14 protein-coding genes are annotated in these 17,151 nt (G+C 71.4%); 9 read left to right on the forward strand and 5 right to left on the reverse strand.

Annotated elements, in window-relative coordinates; genetic code table 11:
• Positions 1–85 precede the first annotated feature (85 nt).
• The 5 genes from ACUXPL_RS00550 (at position 86) to ACUXPL_RS00570 (ending at position 5,807) form a co-directional block, all read left to right on the forward strand.
• Positions 86–1,198, forward strand: coding sequence for a glycosyltransferase family protein (locus ACUXPL_RS00550; RefSeq protein ID WP_180536172.1), 1,113 nt, complete (start codon positions 86–88; stop codon positions 1,196–1,198).
• A complete protein-coding gene (locus tag ACUXPL_RS00555) occupies positions 1,195–2,556 on the forward strand; it encodes a glycosyltransferase (RefSeq protein WP_454181184.1) in 1,362 nt (453 codons plus the stop codon). The genes ACUXPL_RS00550 and ACUXPL_RS00555 overlap by 4 nt, the downstream gene beginning before the upstream one ends.
• 64 nt (positions 2,557–2,620) lie before the next feature.
• Entirely contained in the window at positions 2,621–3,541 is a 921-nt protein-coding gene (locus ACUXPL_RS00560; RefSeq protein ID WP_454181186.1) for a hypothetical protein, read from the forward strand.
• Between the two features lie 17 nt (positions 3,542–3,558).
• On the forward strand, positions 3,559–4,512 hold the full coding sequence (locus ACUXPL_RS00565) for a WcbI family polysaccharide biosynthesis putative acetyltransferase (RefSeq protein WP_454181188.1): 954 nt from the start codon (positions 3,559–3,561) through the stop codon (positions 4,510–4,512).
• 113 nt (positions 4,513–4,625) lie between these two features.
• Positions 4,626–5,807, forward strand: coding sequence for an NAD(P)/FAD-dependent oxidoreductase (locus ACUXPL_RS00570; RefSeq protein ID WP_454181190.1), 1,182 nt, complete (start codon positions 4,626–4,628; stop codon positions 5,805–5,807).
• 170 nt (positions 5,808–5,977) lie between these two features.
• Here ACUXPL_RS00570 and ACUXPL_RS00575 read toward each other — a convergent pair whose 3' ends face one another.
• On the reverse strand, positions 5,978–6,739 hold the full coding sequence (locus ACUXPL_RS00575) for an OBAP family protein (RefSeq protein WP_454181192.1): 762 nt from the start codon (positions 6,737–6,739) through the stop codon (positions 5,978–5,980).
• Positions 6,740–6,909: 170 nt separating this feature from the next.
• A complete protein-coding gene (locus tag ACUXPL_RS00580; RefSeq protein ID WP_454181194.1) occupies positions 6,910–8,493 on the reverse strand; it encodes an alkaline phosphatase D family protein in 1,584 nt (527 codons plus the stop codon).
• Positions 8,494–8,728: 235 nt separating this feature from the next.
• Here ACUXPL_RS00580 and ACUXPL_RS00585 point away from each other — a divergent pair, with 235 nt between their 5' ends.
• A complete protein-coding gene (locus tag ACUXPL_RS00585; protein WP_180536165.1) occupies positions 8,729–9,004 on the forward strand; it encodes a DUF1540 domain-containing protein in 276 nt (91 codons plus the stop codon).
• Between the two features lie 9 nt (positions 9,005–9,013).
• Here the strand turns inward: ACUXPL_RS00585 and ACUXPL_RS00590 are convergent, their stop codons facing one another.
• Together ACUXPL_RS00590 and ACUXPL_RS00595 are read right to left on the reverse strand one after the other, a co-directional pair.
• Positions 9,014–9,841: a hypothetical protein gene (locus tag ACUXPL_RS00590; protein ID WP_454181196.1), complete on the reverse strand. Its 828-nt coding sequence runs from the start codon at positions 9,839–9,841 to the stop codon at positions 9,014–9,016.
• 192 nt (positions 9,842–10,033) lie between these two features.
• Positions 10,034–11,794: a helix-turn-helix domain-containing protein gene (locus tag ACUXPL_RS00595; RefSeq protein ID WP_454181198.1), complete on the reverse strand. Its 1,761-nt coding sequence runs from the start codon at positions 11,792–11,794 to the stop codon at positions 10,034–10,036.
• 122 nt (positions 11,795–11,916) lie between these two features.
• Between ACUXPL_RS00595 and ACUXPL_RS00600 the strand changes: the two genes are divergently transcribed.
• Entirely contained in the window at positions 11,917–13,020 is a 1,104-nt protein-coding gene (locus ACUXPL_RS00600; protein ID WP_454181199.1) for an alcohol dehydrogenase catalytic domain-containing protein, read from the forward strand.
• Positions 13,021–13,031: 11 nt separating this feature from the next.
• Positions 13,032–14,444, forward strand: coding sequence for a hypothetical protein (locus ACUXPL_RS00605; protein ID WP_454181201.1), 1,413 nt, complete (start codon positions 13,032–13,034; stop codon positions 14,442–14,444).
• A 323-nt stretch (positions 14,445–14,767) separates the two neighbouring features.
• Here ACUXPL_RS00605 and ACUXPL_RS00610 read toward each other — a convergent pair whose 3' ends face one another.
• Complete coding sequence (locus ACUXPL_RS00610) at positions 14,768–15,319, reverse strand: hypothetical protein (RefSeq protein ID WP_454181203.1); 552 nt, start codon at positions 15,317–15,319, stop codon at positions 14,768–14,770.
• A gap of 479 nt (positions 15,320–15,798) precedes the next feature.
• Here ACUXPL_RS00610 and ACUXPL_RS00615 point away from each other — a divergent pair, with 479 nt between their 5' ends.
• A complete protein-coding gene (locus ACUXPL_RS00615) occupies positions 15,799–17,100 on the forward strand; it encodes a hypothetical protein (RefSeq protein WP_454181205.1) in 1,302 nt (433 codons plus the stop codon).
• The last annotated feature ends 51 nt before the right edge of the window (positions 17,101–17,151 follow it).

The following is a 17,151-nucleotide window of genomic DNA, read 5'->3' on the forward strand; positions in this document are numbered from 1 at the left end:
AGTCTGTCAGGGCAGGATCGGAGAATCGGAGCAGCGGCATCCTGCCCGTTCCGGCGCGCCGCCGGGTCGAGGAGCGCCGCCGCAGGTGAAGGGGATCGTGGACGTGGACTCGCAGCCGCAGGGACGTGTGCTGTACGTGACCGTGGGCGCGCCGGAGCACGGCGTGGTGCGCCATGGCCGGCAGACCGCCGCCGCCCTCCGGCGGGTGGGCGCCGAGGTGGAGCTGCTCACGGCGGAGGACGTCGCGGCGTTCCGGGGCCTCGTGCCCCTGCTGGAGGAGGCGCGCGCGCTGGGCGCCGCCGTGCACCTGGACGTCACGGACGCGCTGTTCGGCCCCACCGCGACCGCCGCCGCGGACCTGCTCGTCGACGTCCTGCCCGAGGGCGCCACGCTCACCCTGCACGACATCCCGCAGCCCGCCGAGGGCGACGGCCGCTATCGCCGCCGCGGCGAGGCGTACGCGCGGCTCGCCCAGGCGGTGGCCGGCGTCGTGGTCTCCTCGCAGCACGAGCGGGCGCTGCTGGCGGACCTGGTGGACGTGGCCGCGGACGTGGTCCCGCTGCCCGTGGAGGACCGCCGGGCCGCGGCCGCCCGCGCCGAGCCGGTGGTGCCGGAGAGCATGGCCGGCCTCGACCAGGACGTCGTGCTCTTCGGCTTCGTCTACCCGGGCAAGGGGCACGCCCTCGCCCTGGAGGCCCTCACCGAGCTGCACCGCCAGTGGGGCCCGGACTCCGGGGCGCCGCGCCGGCTGACAGCGCTTGGACCGGTCAGCGCCGGCCACGACGACCTCGTGGCGGAGCTGACCCGCGACGCCGAGGCGCGCGGCCTGCAGTTCCGCGTCACCGGGTTCGTGCCGGACGAGTTCGCGGACGCGGCCCTGCTCTCGGCGGGCATCCCGTTCGCGGCGCACCGCAACGTGTCCGCGTCCGGGTCCCTGGCGGCGTGGACCTCGGTGGGGCGGCGGGCCATCGCCTCCGCCGGCCGCTACACCGAGGAGATGGCGCGCCTGCGACCGGGCACCCTGCGGCTCGTGCACCCGAACGGGTCGCCGGCCTTCGCGATGGCCGAGGCGATCGCCGAAGCGGTCGAGGACCCCGAGCGCACGTGGCTGGACCCCGGCGTGGACCTCTCGCCCGGGGCCGAGGACTGCGCGCGGATGCTCTTCGACGTGCTCCGCCGCGTGCACAGGTGGACGTGAGCGCCGCCGTCTCCGTGGTGGTGCCCTACTACCGGGCCCAGGCGGACCTCGACCGGCTCACGGCCGCGCTCGCGGCCCAGCGCGGCCTGACCGGGGGGCTGCAGCTCGTGGTGGCCGACGACGGCTCGCCCGTTCCGCCCCGGGTGGACCCGGGCCTGCCGTTCGACGTGGTGACCGTGCGCCAGCAGGACCGTGGGTTCCGCGCCTCGGCGGCCCGGGTGCTCGGGGCGGAGGCGGCCGACGGCGACGTGCTCGCCTTCCTCGACGGGGACATGCTCCCCGAGCCCGGGTACCTCGCCGCGGCGCTGGCGGCGGTGGCCGCGGCGCCCCGGGACGCCGCGGTGGTGGGCCGGCGGCGGCACCTGGCCGAGGCCTGGCTGGAGCGGGCCTGGGCGGACGGCTGGCGGCCCGGGGACGAGGTGCCCGCGGACGCCCGCCTGGCCGAGCCGGCCTGGCTGCGCGAGGGGTACCGCGCCACGGACGACCTGCACCGCGCCGACTCCACCGGCTACCGGTACGTCATCTCCGCCGTGCTCACGGTGGCGCGCGAGGTCTACGAGGACGCCGGCGGCTTCGACCCCGCGTTCGTGGGCTACGGCGGGGAGGACTGGGAGCTGGCGCACCGGCTGTGGCGCGTGGGGGCGGCCCTGCGCCACGCGCCGGACGCGGTGGCGTGGCAGGCCGGTGCCGACTTCGGCGGACGCGGCGACGCCGCCGAGGCTGCCCGGGTGAAGGCCCGCGAGGCGCTCGTGCTGGCCTTCCGCATCCCCGCGACGACGGCCCGCGGCCACGGCCTGTCCCTGGCCGGCCCGCTGCGGGTCGAGGCGCGCGTGCGGGTGCCGGAGGGCGCAGACGGCGCGGCGGCGGCCGTGGTGGCGGTGGACGCCGTGCTGCGCGCGGCACCGGGGGCGCGGGTCAGCGTCGTGGGCGACCTCGACGAGGCGGCGGCGCGCGCGCTCGGCGACCCCCGCGTGCGGCTGCTGGGCGAGCCCGACGGCGGCGCGGCGGCGCCCGAGGACCTGCCGCCGTCGCCGGCGCGCGGCGACCTCGAGGCCGTGCGGTCGGTGCCCGACTGGTCCGTGGACGTGCGCATGCCGCTGCGGCCCGCCGCGGCCGGAGCCCGGCCTGACGCGGACGCCGTCGCCGCGTGGCTGCTGCGCCTGGAACGGGCCGGCGTCGAGCGTGTGGAGGTGCTGGGCGAGCGCGCCGTGCTCGCCGTGCTGACGTGCGCCCGGGCGCGGTGGCGGCGCCGGCGGGGCGGGACGTCGCGGGTGTGGCGGGTGCCCGCCTCCCGACTGGGCTGGGCGCCCGTGGCCGCCGTGCCGGACCTCGAGGCGTGGTGGGGCGGCTGGGGCTGAGCGGGCCGGTGCCCGCGGGGCGGGGCTGACACAATCGCGGACAGGACGGAACACGGGAGGACCGATGAGCGAGCTGGACGAACTGGACTTCGTGGCCGTGGAGATCCACACCGCGGGGGCCGACCCGGCGTCCGTGTGCGCCGTGGACATGGCCCTCGTGCGTGGCGGCGAGATCGTCGCCGCCGAACGGTGGCCCGTGCGCCCGCCGACCGGGCCGACGTCCTTCTCCCGCCTGCACACGCAGCTGCACGGGGTGGACGAGGCCGCCGTCGCCGACGCGCCGGACTGGCCCGAGGTGGCCGCCCAGCTCGACCTGCTGGGAGAGCACCTGCCGTTCGTGGCGTCCGGGGCGGACCGGGACCGGGGCGCGTACGAGGCGGCCACCCGCGCGACCGGCGGGGCGCCGCAGGAGCACGAGTGGCGGGACGCCCTGGCCCTGGTGGGCCGTCTCCGTCCGGACGTCGCCCCGCCCCGGATCGCGACCGCGGCCCAGGCCCTCGGCATCCCCGACGGCGGACACCCGACCGGCTCCGGGTCCGAGGCCGTGCGGACCGCCGAGGTGGTGCTGGCGCTCGCCCGTCAGAGCGGGCGGGGCACCGTGCGCCGGCTGTGGAGCGAGGCGGCCCCGCCCACCCCGGACGAGCCGATCATCCCGGAGTCCCTGCGCCAGCGCCACGGTGCCGAGCCGTCCGTGCCGCCCGCGGGTGCGCACCGGTGGGCGCCGCCGGCACCCGTCGCGGCGTCCGCGGCACCGGCCGCGCGCGGGGGCGGCGTGGGCTGGAAGCTCGCGGGCACGGCCATGGTGGGGATCGCGCTGGGCGCCGCACTGTTCTTCGTGGCGAGCGTCTCGGTGATCATGGAGTACCTGGAGGACGGGCGCGGCTCGGACGCCACCGTGGGCATGGGCATCGCGGCGCTCTCCGCGTTCCTGGCCTGGTGGTTCGGGAAGACGGGCGTCGACTGGATCCGGCGCGAGGACGGCTGAGGAGAGAGGACGCAGGCGTGCACGAGGACGAGGGACGACGCCGGCACTACGGGCACTTCTACGGGCTCGAGGACCTGCCCGAGGGCGACCTGCTGCTGGTGTGGGGCAACTGCCAGGGCGAGTCGTATCGGCGGCTGCTCGGCGGGGAGCCCGGCACACCGCTGCACGGGGCGGACCTGGTGAGCGTCCGCGTGCCGCCCGCCTTCGAGGTCCAGCCGGACGAGGTCGAGCACCTGGAGCGGCTGCTGCCGCGCGTGAAGGCGCTCGTCGCCCAGCCGATCCCGCACGACTACCGGGGCATGCCCATCGGCACGGACCAGCTCGTGGCCCGGCTGCCCGAGGACGCCGTGGTGGTGCGAATCCCCGTGGTGTACGACGTCTCGCGCTTCCCCTGGCAGGTCACCCTCCGCAACTGGAAGTTCGCGCCCGGGGCGGCCGAGCGGCCGGGGGAGGACCCGCCCGTCGTGCCGTACCACGACCTGCGCGTGCTGGCCGAGGCGGCGACGGGCCGTCGTCGGGAGGTGGCGCCGGCGGGGATCCGCGAGGCCGCCGCCGCGTCCGTGCAGGCGCTGCGGGCGCGGGAGGAGGCGAAGGGGACGCTGTCCATGGCGGATCTGGTGGCGGCGGAGCGGGGCGTCGGCTTCTACACGGTGAACCACCCGACCAACACGGTGCTGACCCGCGTGGCCGAGCGCGTGGCCGAGCGCCTGCCGGGCGACGTCGCCGTCCAGCCCGTGCCCGCCTCCCGCGTGCTCCTCGGCGGGGTGCGTGCGCCCCTCGAGGCGGCCGTGGTCGAGGCCCTCGACCTCGACGCCGAGCCGACCGAGGACTGGACCGTGGCCGGACAGACCGTTCCGGCCGAGCAGCTGCGGCAGACCCACCTGGACTGGTACGCGCAGAACCCGCAGGCCGTGGAGGTCGGGATGCGCAAGTACGCCGACCAGCTGCGGCTGCTGGGCCTCGCCGGCTAGCGCCGGCCCCGGCCCCCAGTGGAGGATGGGCGGCACGTCCCGTCTGCCGCGGAGCACGTCTGCGGGGGCGGTCGTGCCGTTCCCCTGACCCCGTCACCCCCACGGAGGACCACGTGACCGAGCAGTACGACATCCTGATCGTCGGTGGCGGTAACGCCGGCGTGTCCCTGGCCGCCGCACTGCGGCGGAAGCGGCAGGGTCGGGTCGCCATCGCCGACGGCCAACAGCTGCACCGCTACCGGCCGATGCTGAACTACGCGGCGGGCGGGCAGGCGGACATGGCCCGGTTCGAACGGCCGATGCGGGCCGTCATCCCGGACGGGGTCGAATGGATCCCGGACCACGTCGTGGCCGTGGACGCCGAGGAACGGACCGCGGTGACGACCACCGGGCTGACCGTGGGCTTCCGCCACCTGGTGCTCTGCCCGGGGCTGACCCCGTGGTGGGGTGCGATCGACGGGCTGCGTGAGGCCTACGCCGCCGGATGGGCGGCGAGTGCGCACGTGCCCGAGCACGTGGACGCCGCCCGGGCGCTGCTGTCGCGTGTGGCCGCGGGGGACCGTGTGGTGGCGAATGTGCCGGCTGAGCCCTCCTCGTGCGGCGGCACCGTGCTCAAGGCGCTGTTCCTGGCCTGCGCGGCGTGGGAGCGCACGGGGATCCTGCCGGACGTGGATGTCCACCTGGTGACCCCGTACGGCCGGATCCTGGACCGGCAGACCATCGACCCCGCTCTGGCCGAGGCCGTGGCGAGGTACGGCATCCGTGTGCACGCCGACGCAGAGGTGAACGCCGTGGACCACGAGGCCCGCGAGGTGGTGCTCAACACCGGTGAGCGGATCACCGACGTCGCGGCCGCGTACATCACGCCCGTGGTGCGGGCCCCGGAGTTCATCGCCGAGGCGGGCCTGGCGGACGACGGCGAGGCCGGCCTGGCGGCCGCGGATCCCGCGACCCTGTTGCATCCCGTGCACCCGCACGTGTGGGCGCTGGGCGACGCCGCCGCCCTGGGCACGCGGCCCTCCGGCGGTGCCCTGCGCCGGCAGGTCAAGGTCCTGGCGCAGAACATCCAGGCCGCGGACGCGGGGAAGCCGTTCCAGAGGTACGACGGCTACACCGTGATCCCGGTGATGGTCAGCCGGGACGAGCTGGTCCTGGACGAGCACGTCCGCGACGGCTCCGAGGACCGGTCGGTCCCCGGCGTGGACCTGACGAAGCCGCGGAAGAGCACGGCGGCGTTCGACCGCTTCGGCCAGCCCCGGATCTACTGGCACCGACTGCTCAAGGGGAAGGTCTGAGCCCAGCGCTCTCGCTGACGCGACACGTGCGGCGGACGTGCTGTCCCTCGCGGGGCGCCCCGGCCCGATCCGGATGACGGCGCCGGCCCGCCGAGCGTTTTCGTTCGGGAAACGGCGGCGTGTCGCATCGTTTTCGTTCGGGAAACGGCGCCCGGCCGACGACGCCGCCCTCAGTCGTCGCGGCCCCGCACCGGGCGCTCCTCGAGCGTGGTCTGCACGACCCGCCCGCGCTCCCAGCTGTTCGCGCCCGGCACCACGTCCGGGACCGGGATGTCCGCGCGCTTGCGCCGCTTGGCCGCGGTGTCCACGCCCACGCGCTCGTCCCGGGCGCGCAGGAGGGCCTCGTCCACCTGGCCGTCGCCGGTGAGGCCCATCATCAGCTGGGGGATGCCGTACGGGAAGTCGTCCCGGTCGTACTGCCAGGTGTGGAACGTCTTCCCGTAGGTGTGGATGAGGTCTTCGAAGTAACTGTGCTCGGCCAGCTCGGGCACCCCGGGGGCCGTGAGGGCACCGGAGCTCACCTCGTAGTGGTGGCTGTGCCACAGACGCCGCTCCTCGTCGGGGAGGCTGCGGAACCGCTCCTCGCTGATGATGTACTCGATGCCGATCAGCCGCGCGTCCGGCGCGTTGCGGTCGAAGATCACGCACTGGTGCAGGTCGTGGCGCAGGTGGATGCAGAAGTGGCTGGCTTCGACCTGTCGGCCGAGGTCGTCGGCGTAGAAGTGCAGTCCGTTGAGATAGGTGCTCATCGCGCCCATGGGGTACTTCGGCTGGACCAGGCCGGATGCCGCGTCCAGGAGGCGGTGCTTGAGCGGGTGGCCCTTCCCGACGGCGCCCATGAGGGCGATCTTGCGGGCTGCGGTGACAGCGGCCGCAGTGCCCAGTCCGGCGGCGAACCCGAGGGCGGTGGAGGACAGGCGATGGGTGCTCATGGCCTCACGATAGGAGCGCGGGGCTGACTCGGCCAGGGTGGTGGGGCTGCCGGGGCTGCTCAGGAGGCGGGGAATCGTCGACGCATCTGACCCTTCTGGCGACCGCGGGCCTGCTCAGAAGGGACAGATGCGCAGAAGATCCTCGGCGGGCCCGACGACGGCCCCTCGCCTCAGGCGATCCGGTGGAGCCGATGCTCGCCGTCGCCGACGCCGAAGACCGCGCGCGTGCGCACCGACGAGCCCAGCTCGCTCACGTAGTCGACCACGCGGAAGCGGGCCTCGAGCAGCTGGGCGGAGAGGTCCACGCGGAGGTAGCCGCGCAGGTCGTTGTTGAACTTGATGTGCGGGTTCCACGCGAGTGCGTCCGCGGCGGCGTCCGAGCCGTCGCCGCTCGAGGTGATCGACGTGGTGATGAGCTCGACGCCCACGGACTCCGAGGAGAGGTCGTTGAAGTCCCGCTTGATGTCCGAGGCGAAGGCCTCGTGGATGTCGCCGGTGAGCACCACGGGGTTGCGGACGCCCGCCGCGGTCCACGCGCTGACCACGCGGTCGCGCGAGGCGACGTAGCCGTCCCACGTGTCCATGTCGCCCCACAGGAGCGGGCCGGAGGTGCGGTCGTACTGCACGAACGGCACCTGCTGAGTGATGAGGTCCCAGCGCGCCGTCGAGGTCTCGAAGCCCTCGCGCAGCCACGCCTCCTGGGCCGCGCCCGTGATGGTGCGCCGCGAGTCCCGTGCATCGGCGTCGACGACCTTCACCAGGTCCAGGTTGGCCTGGTCCGAGCGGTACTGGCGTGTGTCCAGGAGGTGGAACGTGGCGAGGTCGCCCCAGTGGATGCGGCGGTAGAGCTGCATGTCGATGCCGCGGGGCACGGACGACGCGCGGAGCGGCATGTTCTCGTAGTACGCCTGGAACGCGGCGGCGCGGCGTGCGAGGAAGTTCGGGTCCCAGATCTCCGGGGTCTCGTCCGCCCAGTTGTTCTCGAGCTCGTGGTCGTCGAAGATCACGAGCCACGGGGCGGCGGCGTGCGCGTCCTGCAGGTGCGGGTCCGTCTTGTACTGCGCCATGCGGGCCCGGTACTGGGCGAGGGTGCGGGACTCCCCGTTCCGGTGGGCGCGCGGGACGCCCGAGGAGACCGGGTACCCGTACGGCATGATCTCGTAGTAGTAGTCGCCCAGGTGGACCATGAGGTCGGGACGCTCGGCGGCCATGTGGCCGTAGGCGGTGAAGTAGCCGTGCTCCCAGTTGGCGCACGAGGCGACCGTCATGGTCATCCGGCCCGGGTCCGAGCCCCGGGCGGGCGCGGTGACCGTGCGGCCGACGCGCGAGAGGTGGCCGAGCGCGCGGAACCGGTAGAAGTACTCGCGGCCGGGCTTGAGGCCGGTGAGCGTCACGTGCACCGCGTAGCCCTGCGTGCGGTCCGTGGTGACGGCGCCGGACCGGACGACCTTGCGGAAGCCCTCGTCCGTGGCCACCTGGTACTCCACCCGGAACGACCGGTCCGGCATGCCGCCGAGGCCGTCGAGCGCGAGGGGGTCCACGGCCAGGCGGGTCCACAGGACCACGCCGTCCGGCCGCGGGTCGCCGGAGGCCACACCGAGGGTGAACGGGGTGGGACCGGTGGCGGCGCGGGCGGTGCCGGCCGGCGTGGACAGCAGCGCCGCGGAGGCGACGACGAGGCCCGCCCCGCCGAGGAGGGTGCGGCGGGAGACGGGGTGGGCGGTCGGGTGCGCGGGGTCATCGTGCGAGGTCACCCGTGCAGGGTGGCAGGGGCGGGTGACGCGGACGTGACCGGGCGGTGACGGCGGGGTGGGCGGCCGGCGGGCGTGACGTCGGTCCATACGACACGCGACAATGCGCAAAATTCATTTGCGCTAATCGTCTATCGGCTAAGGCTCGCCCCTCTTGTGCTATTCGTGGTCCGGAGTAATCTCGATTCCAGCAGCACCGTCCCAGTCCGGGGCGGGCCTGAACCGGGAGGATCACGCCATGACCACCGCCGTCCGCACCTGCGCCGCCAGCGCCTGCGCCTTCAATGCCGAGTCGTCCTGCAACGCCCTGGCCATCACCGTCGCCGGCTCCGACCGCACGCCCGGCTGCGGCACCTTCGTCCAGCTGGACGTCCGTCGCCCGGTGACCGCGGGTGCCTCGACCGTCGGTGCGTGCCACCGCCTCGAGTGCACGTACAACGCCGACCTCGCCTGCACCGCCGAGGGCATCGAGGTCACGGACGTGGCCACCTGCGCCACCTACACGATCGACTGACGCCGCCCCTCAGGGGTGGGCGACCCGCGCCGGGATCGCATCCAGCAGCCGCCGCCAGGCGTGCCGGGGGCTGTGGTCGAGCCGGCCCGCACCGGGCAGGGCCACGTGCGCCGCGGTGGCCTCGCCGTCGCGGACGCGCAGCAGGGTCACCCCGGCTTCGTCCGCGTCGAGGGCGTGGGCGGGGGACTCGGGCAGGGGTTCGGTGTCGACCTGCAATGGGGTGCTCTCGCCCGGCAGCAGGCCCAGGGCGACGGCGTCGGCCAGGTCCGCGAGCACCTCGGGGGCGGTGCCCAGCACGTCGTCCGCCAGGTCTGCGAGCTCAGCCTGGTCGATGAGCCCCCGCGACGTGAGCGGCAGGGTGTGGCGGCAGAATACGGCGACGCCGTCGACGTCGTGCAACAGGATCCGCTGGGTCTCGACGACGCCCACGCGCACCCGCGGGCCGACGTCGGCCACGAGGTCCGCGACGCGACCCCGCAGCCCCAGCTCCGCGACCTCGGCCGAGTCCCGGCACCAGCGCAGGGTGCCGAGCAGATGCACGGACGCCAGGCGGGTGGGGAGCGTGAGGTCCAGGGCGTCGCGCAGGACGTCTACGCGCACGTCCAGCGGCGCGGGCGTGTGGAACGCGCCGAGCGAACCGAGGAGGTTGGGGACGTGGGCGACCACGAGACGGCCGTCCGCGCTCACGCCGTGGACGGCCGTCGTGAGTGTCTCGCCGGCGCGGAAGGCCGTGACCTCGACGGAGCCTTCGCCACGGAGCAGTCGCTGGGCCAGCAGCAGGCGACGGGACGCCACGGGCGGCAGCGGATGGGCGGGGTGCGTGGAGGCGTGGGCCATGGGGGTCCTTCCGGCGGGGGTCCGGAAACCAGTAAGGCACACCTCAGTGAGATACGCAAGGCGAGTGTTGTGTATTTGTCTCGTGGGGGGCGGGGGCGTGTGTCAGGGATCTTCTGCGCATTTGACCCTTCTCGTCGGCCGTGGCCGGGTCAGAAGGGTCAGATGCGCAGACGATTCCCGAGGCTGGGGCTGTCACTCCCGGGTCCGCTTCCGGGAACGGCGGAGCTCCTCGGCGCGACGACGGGGTTGGCTTCGCACGGGTGGTGCGCCCGGGGCGCCGCCGTCATCGCGTGCTGCCGAGAGCAGGGCGAGATGGAGGTCGAGCGATCGCGGAGGCGTGTGCCAGTCGGAACCCAGGACGGCGCCAAGCTGCTCCAGTCGTTGAAGGACCGTGTTGCGGTGGAGGAAGAGCCGGCGGGACGTCTCGGCCACGTTCATTCCAGCGTCCAGGTAGGCCAGTGCGGTCTCTCGGAGTGCCGAGGCACGCTGGGGCGGCAGATTGCGCAACGGCGCCAGCGGGCGGGCCGTCACGTCCTTGCTCGCCTCGCCGGCCCCGGCGAGGACCATGCCCACGGCGCCCACGGTCGACGCGTCCACGGCGTGGAGCCCTCCGGCCACCCGGCTGACGGCGAGGGCGTTCTCGAGCGTGCGGAACGCTCCCGGCAGATCGCGGAAGTGCTCGCCCGGCCCAAGGAAGGCCATCTGCCATACGGCCTCCGTCGCGTGCCGAACCGCCGCCTCCACGCGGGCAGGCACATCCGGGCGGTCGCCGACCACGCACCATGTGCCTCCCCGCGGGGCGCTGAGGCGCACTCCCGCCACGGGTGAGAGCACTCGCTCTGCGAACTGGGGTTCGGGTACGGCGGCGAGATCGATGACGACCAAGCTGACCTGTGAATCCTCGCGCAGGCCGAGCTCGGCGAGCGCCCGACGCCGTCGCACGATTCCACCGGCGGAATCGTCGACGAGTTCGGCCAGCAGGCCGGCGCCCGCCTCGAGCTCGGTGGCGCGCCGCGCGCTGCGGAGCCGTCGTGCGAGCAGGAGGTGCTGCGCGGTCCTGACCAGGGCCTTCTCCTCGGCAGGGTCGAGGGCGCGGCGGACGGCGAGCCAGTCGTGCGCGTCCCGATCTGCGGCAACGAGCGTCCAGGTGCAGCCGTCCGGCGCCACGACCTGGTGGGCCACGCCCGCCGCGTGACGGGAGGGGAGGGCGGGGGCGGGCCGCAGCGGCGACGTCGGACGTTCGGGGGAGAGGAGTTCCACCTCCACCCCGAAGTGCTCGGCGGCCCGATTGAGCACGGCCGTCTCATTGGGCTCCTCCAGCAGGGCCTGGCATTGGCGCGAGGAGAGCTCCTCCAGGCGAGTGAGCTCACGCAGGGACTGGCGTTCGTGATCCCGGTCTGCGTCCGCGCGCCCCGCGGCGTTGAGTGCCTCCGTGTAGCGGTGTGCGTTCTGGATCGCGATGGCGGCATGTTTGGCGAGTGACTCGACGATGGTCACCTCGGAGTGGGTGAACCTCCGGGCGCGACGTTCGGCGACCATCAGGGCGCCGAGCGGTCGGCCGTCGACGACGAGGGGTGAGCCCATGATCGCATGGACGCCCTCGGCCTGCACCGCGTGGTCCACCTCGGGGATGTGGGTGATCGTCGGGTCGTTGGAGTAGTCGAGGCTCTGGAAGGGTGCCAGACCTTCCGCCACCTTCCCGAGCACTCCTGTGCCGATGGGCATGCGGATCGTCCGGTACGCGTGGGTCACGACGCCCTCAGCCCGGCGGATGTACGTCTCACCTGCTGCGTGGTCATTGAGGCTGAGATACGCCATGTCCGTTCCGACGAGGGCTCGAGTGCGCCGAACGATGGACGCCAGGACGGATTCGGTGTCGGCCAGTTCCGCGAGGTCGGCAGCCGTGTCGAGCAGGGCTCGGAGGAGGCGGTGGTCGAGGGCGTCAGTGGTCACTCTGCCAACTTTATTCGGTTGGAGATGGACTGGATGTCTATAGCGCTTGACGGGGAGCGCTGGTGGGATGAGAGGAGGCCTTGAGGCCTGCATCACCCATCCCCGTCGTGGAAGGCGCTCACATGCAGATCCGTGGAGCTGTTCTCGAGGAGATCGGCCGGCAGCGGCCGTACGCCTCGTCCCGTCCCCTCACCATCTCGGACCTGGAGCTCGATCCCCCGGGCGCAGGCGAGATCCTCGTCCGCATGGAGGCTTCGGGCGTGTGCCACTCGGATCTCTCCGTGGTGAACGGCCATCGCGTTCGGCCCGTCCCCATGCTGCTCGGCCACGAGGCCGCCGGGATCGTCGAGGAGCTCGGCGAGGGTGTCGACGACGTGGAGATCGGCCAGCGGGTCGTCATGACGTTCCTGCCTCGATGCGGCAAATGCGATGCGTGCAAGACCGACGGTCGCCTGCCCTGCACCCCCGGCACGGAGGCGAACAACGCCGGCGTCCTCCTGGGCGGCGGGGTCCGACTCCACCGCGACGGCGACGAGGTGTTCCACCACCTGGGCGTCTCCGGATTCGCGACCCACGCGGTCGTGAACCGGAAGTCCGTGGTGCCCGTCGGCTCTGACGTGCCGGCCGCCGTCGCTGCGGTCCTGGGATGTGCCGTGCTGACCGGCGGCGGCGCCCTGCTCAACGCCGCGGCCCCGGAAGAGGGGGACTCCATCGCGATCGTCGGCCTCGGCGGCGTGGGGGTCGCCTGCCTTCTGACGGCGGTGGCGAGCGGTGTGCAGGAGATCATCGCCGTGGACATGTCCGAGGAGAAGCGGGAGCTCGCCCTCAGCTATGGCGCGCATGCCGCCTACTCGCCCGAAGAGATGGCGGAGCGCGGCATCAAGACCACCCACGCCGTCGAGTGCGCCGGCCATCCGGCGGCCTTCACGACGGCGTTCAACGCGACGTCGCCGGGTGGCCGGACCGTCACGGCAGGGCTTCCCTCGCCGGAGCAGACGGCGGAGATCTCACCGCTCACCATCACGGGTGAGGCCCGCACGATCATCGGCTCGTACCTGGGAACCTCTGTGCCCGCTCGCGACATCCCGCGATACGAGCAGATGTGGCGTGAAGGTCGGCTGCCCGTGGAGAAGCTCGTCTCCGCGACCATGCGGCTCGACGACATCAACGAAGCGATGGACCAGCTGGCCGATGGCCGTGCGGTCCGTCAGATCATCGAATACTGAAGGCCACGGACATGACGACTGCTGCGCATCACTCGCTGGACGAGGAAGGCATCGGGGAAGTCTCCCCGCACTGGAAGGCAGGGCCCTTCCAGATTCGCCTGCCGTTCGTGCACTACCGCTTCGAGTGGCCGGACTACGTCCAGGGCCTCTTGATGTGCGCCGTGGACCTCGCGGCCATTCCTCTGATGGTCGAACTGCTCGGCATGCCGTTCGAGGTGGCCCTCGCCGTCGTGGTGTTCAACGGCCTCCTGTACCTCACGCATCACCTCCTCGGCGATCCGGTGGTTCCCGGGTGGATCACCCCGGCGATCCCGCTGGTCATGGCCTACTGCTCCGCGTTCTCCGAGGGGGAGGAGCGTGTGCATGCACTCATCGCGTTCCAGTTCATGCTGGGCGTCTTCTCGATCACGTTGGGTGCGACGGGACTGGCCTCCAAGGTGGTCTCGATGATCCCCTCCGCCATCAAGGCGGGCGTCCTGGTGGGTGCGGGTATCGCCGCTGTCCAGTCCCTCTTCGTCGAGGGAGGTCGTTTCGAGACCTTCCCGGTCACCATCACGATCGCGGTGGGGATCGCCTTCCTCCTGCTCTTCTCCAGCCGGTTCGCCGCGATGCGGACCAAGAACCCGATGTGGCGCACGATCGGCAACCTGGGCATCCTCCCGGTGATCCTCCTGGCCGTGGTCATCGCACCCCTGGCCGGCGAAGCGCCGTGGCCGACCATCGAGTGGGGGTTCAACACCCCGGATTTCGCGGGCCTCTTCGCCGGGTACACGATCTTCGGCATCGGTCTCCCGCCGGCCTCGATGTTCCTCACCGCGCTGCCCACCGTGCTCGCGACCTACATCGTCGTGTTCGGTGACGTCCTCCAGTCCCGGGCGATCCTCAAGGAGGCCGACCAGATCCGCACGGATGAGGCGGTCGTGTACAACCCGGACCGGGCGCACCTGATCTTCGGCGGCCGCAACACCCTCATGTCCATGATCGGTCCGGACGTGGCCATGTGCGGTCCGATCTGGTCTGCCATGCACGTCGTGATCGTGGAGCGATACAAGGAGGGCCGCAAGGCCATGAAGTCGATCTTCGGCGGGGCAGGGTCGTTCCGGTGGGGGACGAACACCGGGCTCCTGCTGCTGCCGATCGTGACGCTGGTGCAGCCGGTGCTCGGGGTGGCTCTGGCCCTGACCCTGCTCATCCAGGGATTCGTGTCCGTGAAGGTCGGCATCATGGAGGCTCGCAGCCTCAAGGATCTCGGAATCGCGGGAGTCACCGCGGCCGTGCTGGCGTCCAACGGTGCGGCATGGGGCCTGGCGACGGGCGTCATCCTCTGCCTCGTGGTCTACGGCCGGGACTTCTTCCGCGGGGAGCCGGATGCCACCTTCGAGGCCATGCTCCGCGCGCAGGAGGGCCAGGCCGCCGAGAGCTGACGTCTCACGGGCCGCAGCCGTCGACCGAGGCCCCGGGATGCATCGCCCAGTGCGACGCAGACTGGGGCCTCGTCGCGTGGGTCTGACTGTCGGAGGGTTCGCGCAACGAACTGAGACGGAGTGGGGATCGGCCGTGCCGGGCGGGAGCCGAGGCCTGGGGATGTCGCCGTGCCAGAATGAGGCCGACTGCCACATCGCCGTGCTCCGAAAGGCTCTGCCACCTCCCCGTGGACCCTCGCTGGCTCCGTCTGGGAACGAAACCCGGCGCGCTTCACAAGGTCCCGGGGACGGCCGGTTTCGGTGCTTCGTCTTGCTGGAAGGGGTTAGTCCTGGCGCATCAATCGGACGATCTCGGGGGCCACGTCGTAGCCCAGGGTGCGCTGGTAGCTGCTGATGCTCTCGTCGTACCGGGTGGTCATCGCGTCGGCGGCCTCAGCAGGCAGACCGTGCCGCTCGACCAGGGTGCGCATCGTCGTCCCGAACGGGGTGCTCCAGTGGTTCAGCCGGCGCTCCGGGGGGTAACCGCCGATCTCGTAGATCTGAACCCGTGGCAGGAATCCACCATTGGCGATCCCCTGGCGCATCCCCTCGGCCTGAACCCCGCTGCCGCCCTCCTCCAGGTACTTCAAGAGCAGCTGGACCAGCTCCTTCGTCCACCCGGTGGCGGGTGCGTCCCGCCACCGGCCATCGTCCTCGACCTCGAGCTCCGCCAAGGCGGTCGCCGGGCCATCGTCATCCGTCCCGGCACGGACCTGGGGGTAGAAGTCCACGCGCTGGCCTTCGAGCCACATCGCCAGGCTCTTGAACTCCTCGGCATCCTTCGCGCGGTACTCCAGCACCGCGCACGCCTGCAGATCAGCTGCGTTCTCAGTCATGAAACTCACCTATCGCCTAGCCTGTATTTCTCGGGTGCTTCAGCTCTAAGGCTTCGGTGTATCCATACTGCGACCACTTTACCTCTGAAATCAAGCATACTTCGATCGAAACACTGTTTCGTTCCTTGAGGATGCCTGCGGCAGAGGGGGCGATGTGTAAAGAGATGGGGCATGGGGACGGGTTTCTTGACAGGCGCGTCCTCGACGCAGATTTTTGACTGTCTACGCGCCGCGCCAGGCTGTCGATTGCCCTCGTGTCAGACTGCAAAGAGGTCGACCGATCGCTTGACGGTCGCACGGAGACATGGAGGGTCGTCATGAGCACCGCAGAGCGCAGTAGCTACTACTACTCGAACGAGGTCGACGGGTAGCTCGACTTTTTCAGAGAGTTCAAGATCGACCCGGACATCTCGCTGGTCCAGAACACGGATGGCGTCCACCGCGGCAACCTGCTGGAGTTCAAGGTCTCCATCGGAGACGTGAACAAGGTGCTGTTCCAGGCCATCAAGTATCTCTCTCGCCTGCGCGTGCGCGGCCACAACGTCCCAGCCAACATACTGCTGGTCGACCTCAACAAGCAGACGATCTTCAAGTTCGACTCAGCCGACTACTTCGCCGAGATCCACCAGATCTACACCACCTCAGCAAGTCGCGCGGTCCAGGGGTTCCAGGCGAAGTCCAACCCGGTCGTGATCAAGGACTACTTCGGAGCCGGGGCGGGACAGGTGGCCGCATTGCTCAAGGAGAACGACTTCGTTCCCATTGAGATCACCGAGGACTGCGTGGTGGCGTGGGCCGAGCGGTACTACCGGGAGGTCCCCGGGTCCAACAAGGAGAGCTTCCTGGCCAACGACCCGCGCAAGGGTCCGCTGGGCGAGTTGAAGGCCCCCAAGCACTTCGATGGTCTGATCCTGCCCTACAAAGGTGACGACTACGAGGCTTTCGCGCACATCCTCGACCGGCTCAACGACAAGCTGAAGAAGATCGAGCTCGGCGCCTTCTATACGCCCCAGCCGTACGTGCAGAAGTCGCACGAACTGCTGCGGGAAGCCATCGCCCGGGTGCCGGCCGGTAACGACTACGTGATCGTGGACCGTTGCGCCGGCTCGGGCAACCTGATCGAGGGCCTGAGTGACGAGGAACTCAGCCATGTCATTGTGAACACCTACGAGCAGTTCGAGTACCTGGAGCTGGCTCGCGAGTACGGCGACCGCGTGCGTGCGGTGATCCCGCCGACCTACAAGGCTGGTGACCCCGCCCTGGGTGTGCTGCTCAACGGCGACGCGCTCTCCGACCGGTTCGTTCTGGGACTCATGGCCGCTGACGGATCGCGGATGCCGAACGAGATCCACAAGCACGTCGCCGACCCGAACTGCACGGTCATCCTCTTTGAGAACCCGCCATACGCGGACGCCGCCGGGGTGGAGTCGAACGTGAGTGGCAAGAAGAAGGCGTTCGGATGGCAGGCGTCATGGGTGAAGGCTCAGATGGCCGCCGAGCCGGCAATCAGCCGCAACGGCACCAAGCCCCTGCGCGACCCTGACCAACCTGTTCATCTGGTCGGTCTTCAAGTACTACCTGCGCCAGCCCACCGACTCCTACGTGGTCTACTCCCCCTCCAAGTATTTCAAGTCCCAGGGGCTGATCAACCGGAAGTTCATCGACGGCTTCCTATTCAACCGCAAGCGGTTCCACGCCACGAAGGATGCCGGGGTCTCCTGCATCCTGTGGGCCAACGAGCCGGAAACGGGGCGCACCGTCTATCCGTTGCGCGCGTTTGACATCGATCCCAAGACGGATCAGCTGGTCCCGGGCGCTGTTCACAAGGATTT

The sequence above is a fragment of the Micrococcus sp. 140720015-1 genome (assembly GCF_053627595.1).

What these genes read in the sequence shown, in the direction of transcription:
- ACUXPL_RS00560 (WP_454181186.1), top strand. Translation starts at nt 2,621, where the DNA reads ATGAGCGAGCTGGACGAACTGGACTTCGTGGCCGTGGAGATCCACACC.
- ACUXPL_RS00575 (WP_454181192.1), bottom strand. Translation starts at nt 6,739, where the DNA reads ATGAGCACCCATCGCCTGTCCTCCACCGCCCTCGGGTTCGCCGCCGGA.
- ACUXPL_RS00585 (WP_180536165.1), top strand. Translation starts at nt 8,729, where the DNA reads ATGACCACCGCCGTCCGCACCTGCGCCGCCAGCGCCTGCGCCTTCAAT.
- ACUXPL_RS00590 (WP_454181196.1), bottom strand. Translation starts at nt 9,841, where the DNA reads ATGGCCCACGCCTCCACGCACCCCGCCCATCCGCTGCCGCCCGTGGCG.
- ACUXPL_RS00600 (WP_454181199.1), top strand. Translation starts at nt 11,917, where the DNA reads ATGCAGATCCGTGGAGCTGTTCTCGAGGAGATCGGCCGGCAGCGGCCG.
- ACUXPL_RS00605 (WP_454181201.1), top strand. Translation starts at nt 13,032, where the DNA reads ATGACGACTGCTGCGCATCACTCGCTGGACGAGGAAGGCATCGGGGAA.
- ACUXPL_RS00610 (WP_454181203.1), bottom strand. Translation starts at nt 15,319, where the DNA reads ATGACTGAGAACGCAGCTGATCTGCAGGCGTGCGCGGTGCTGGAGTAC.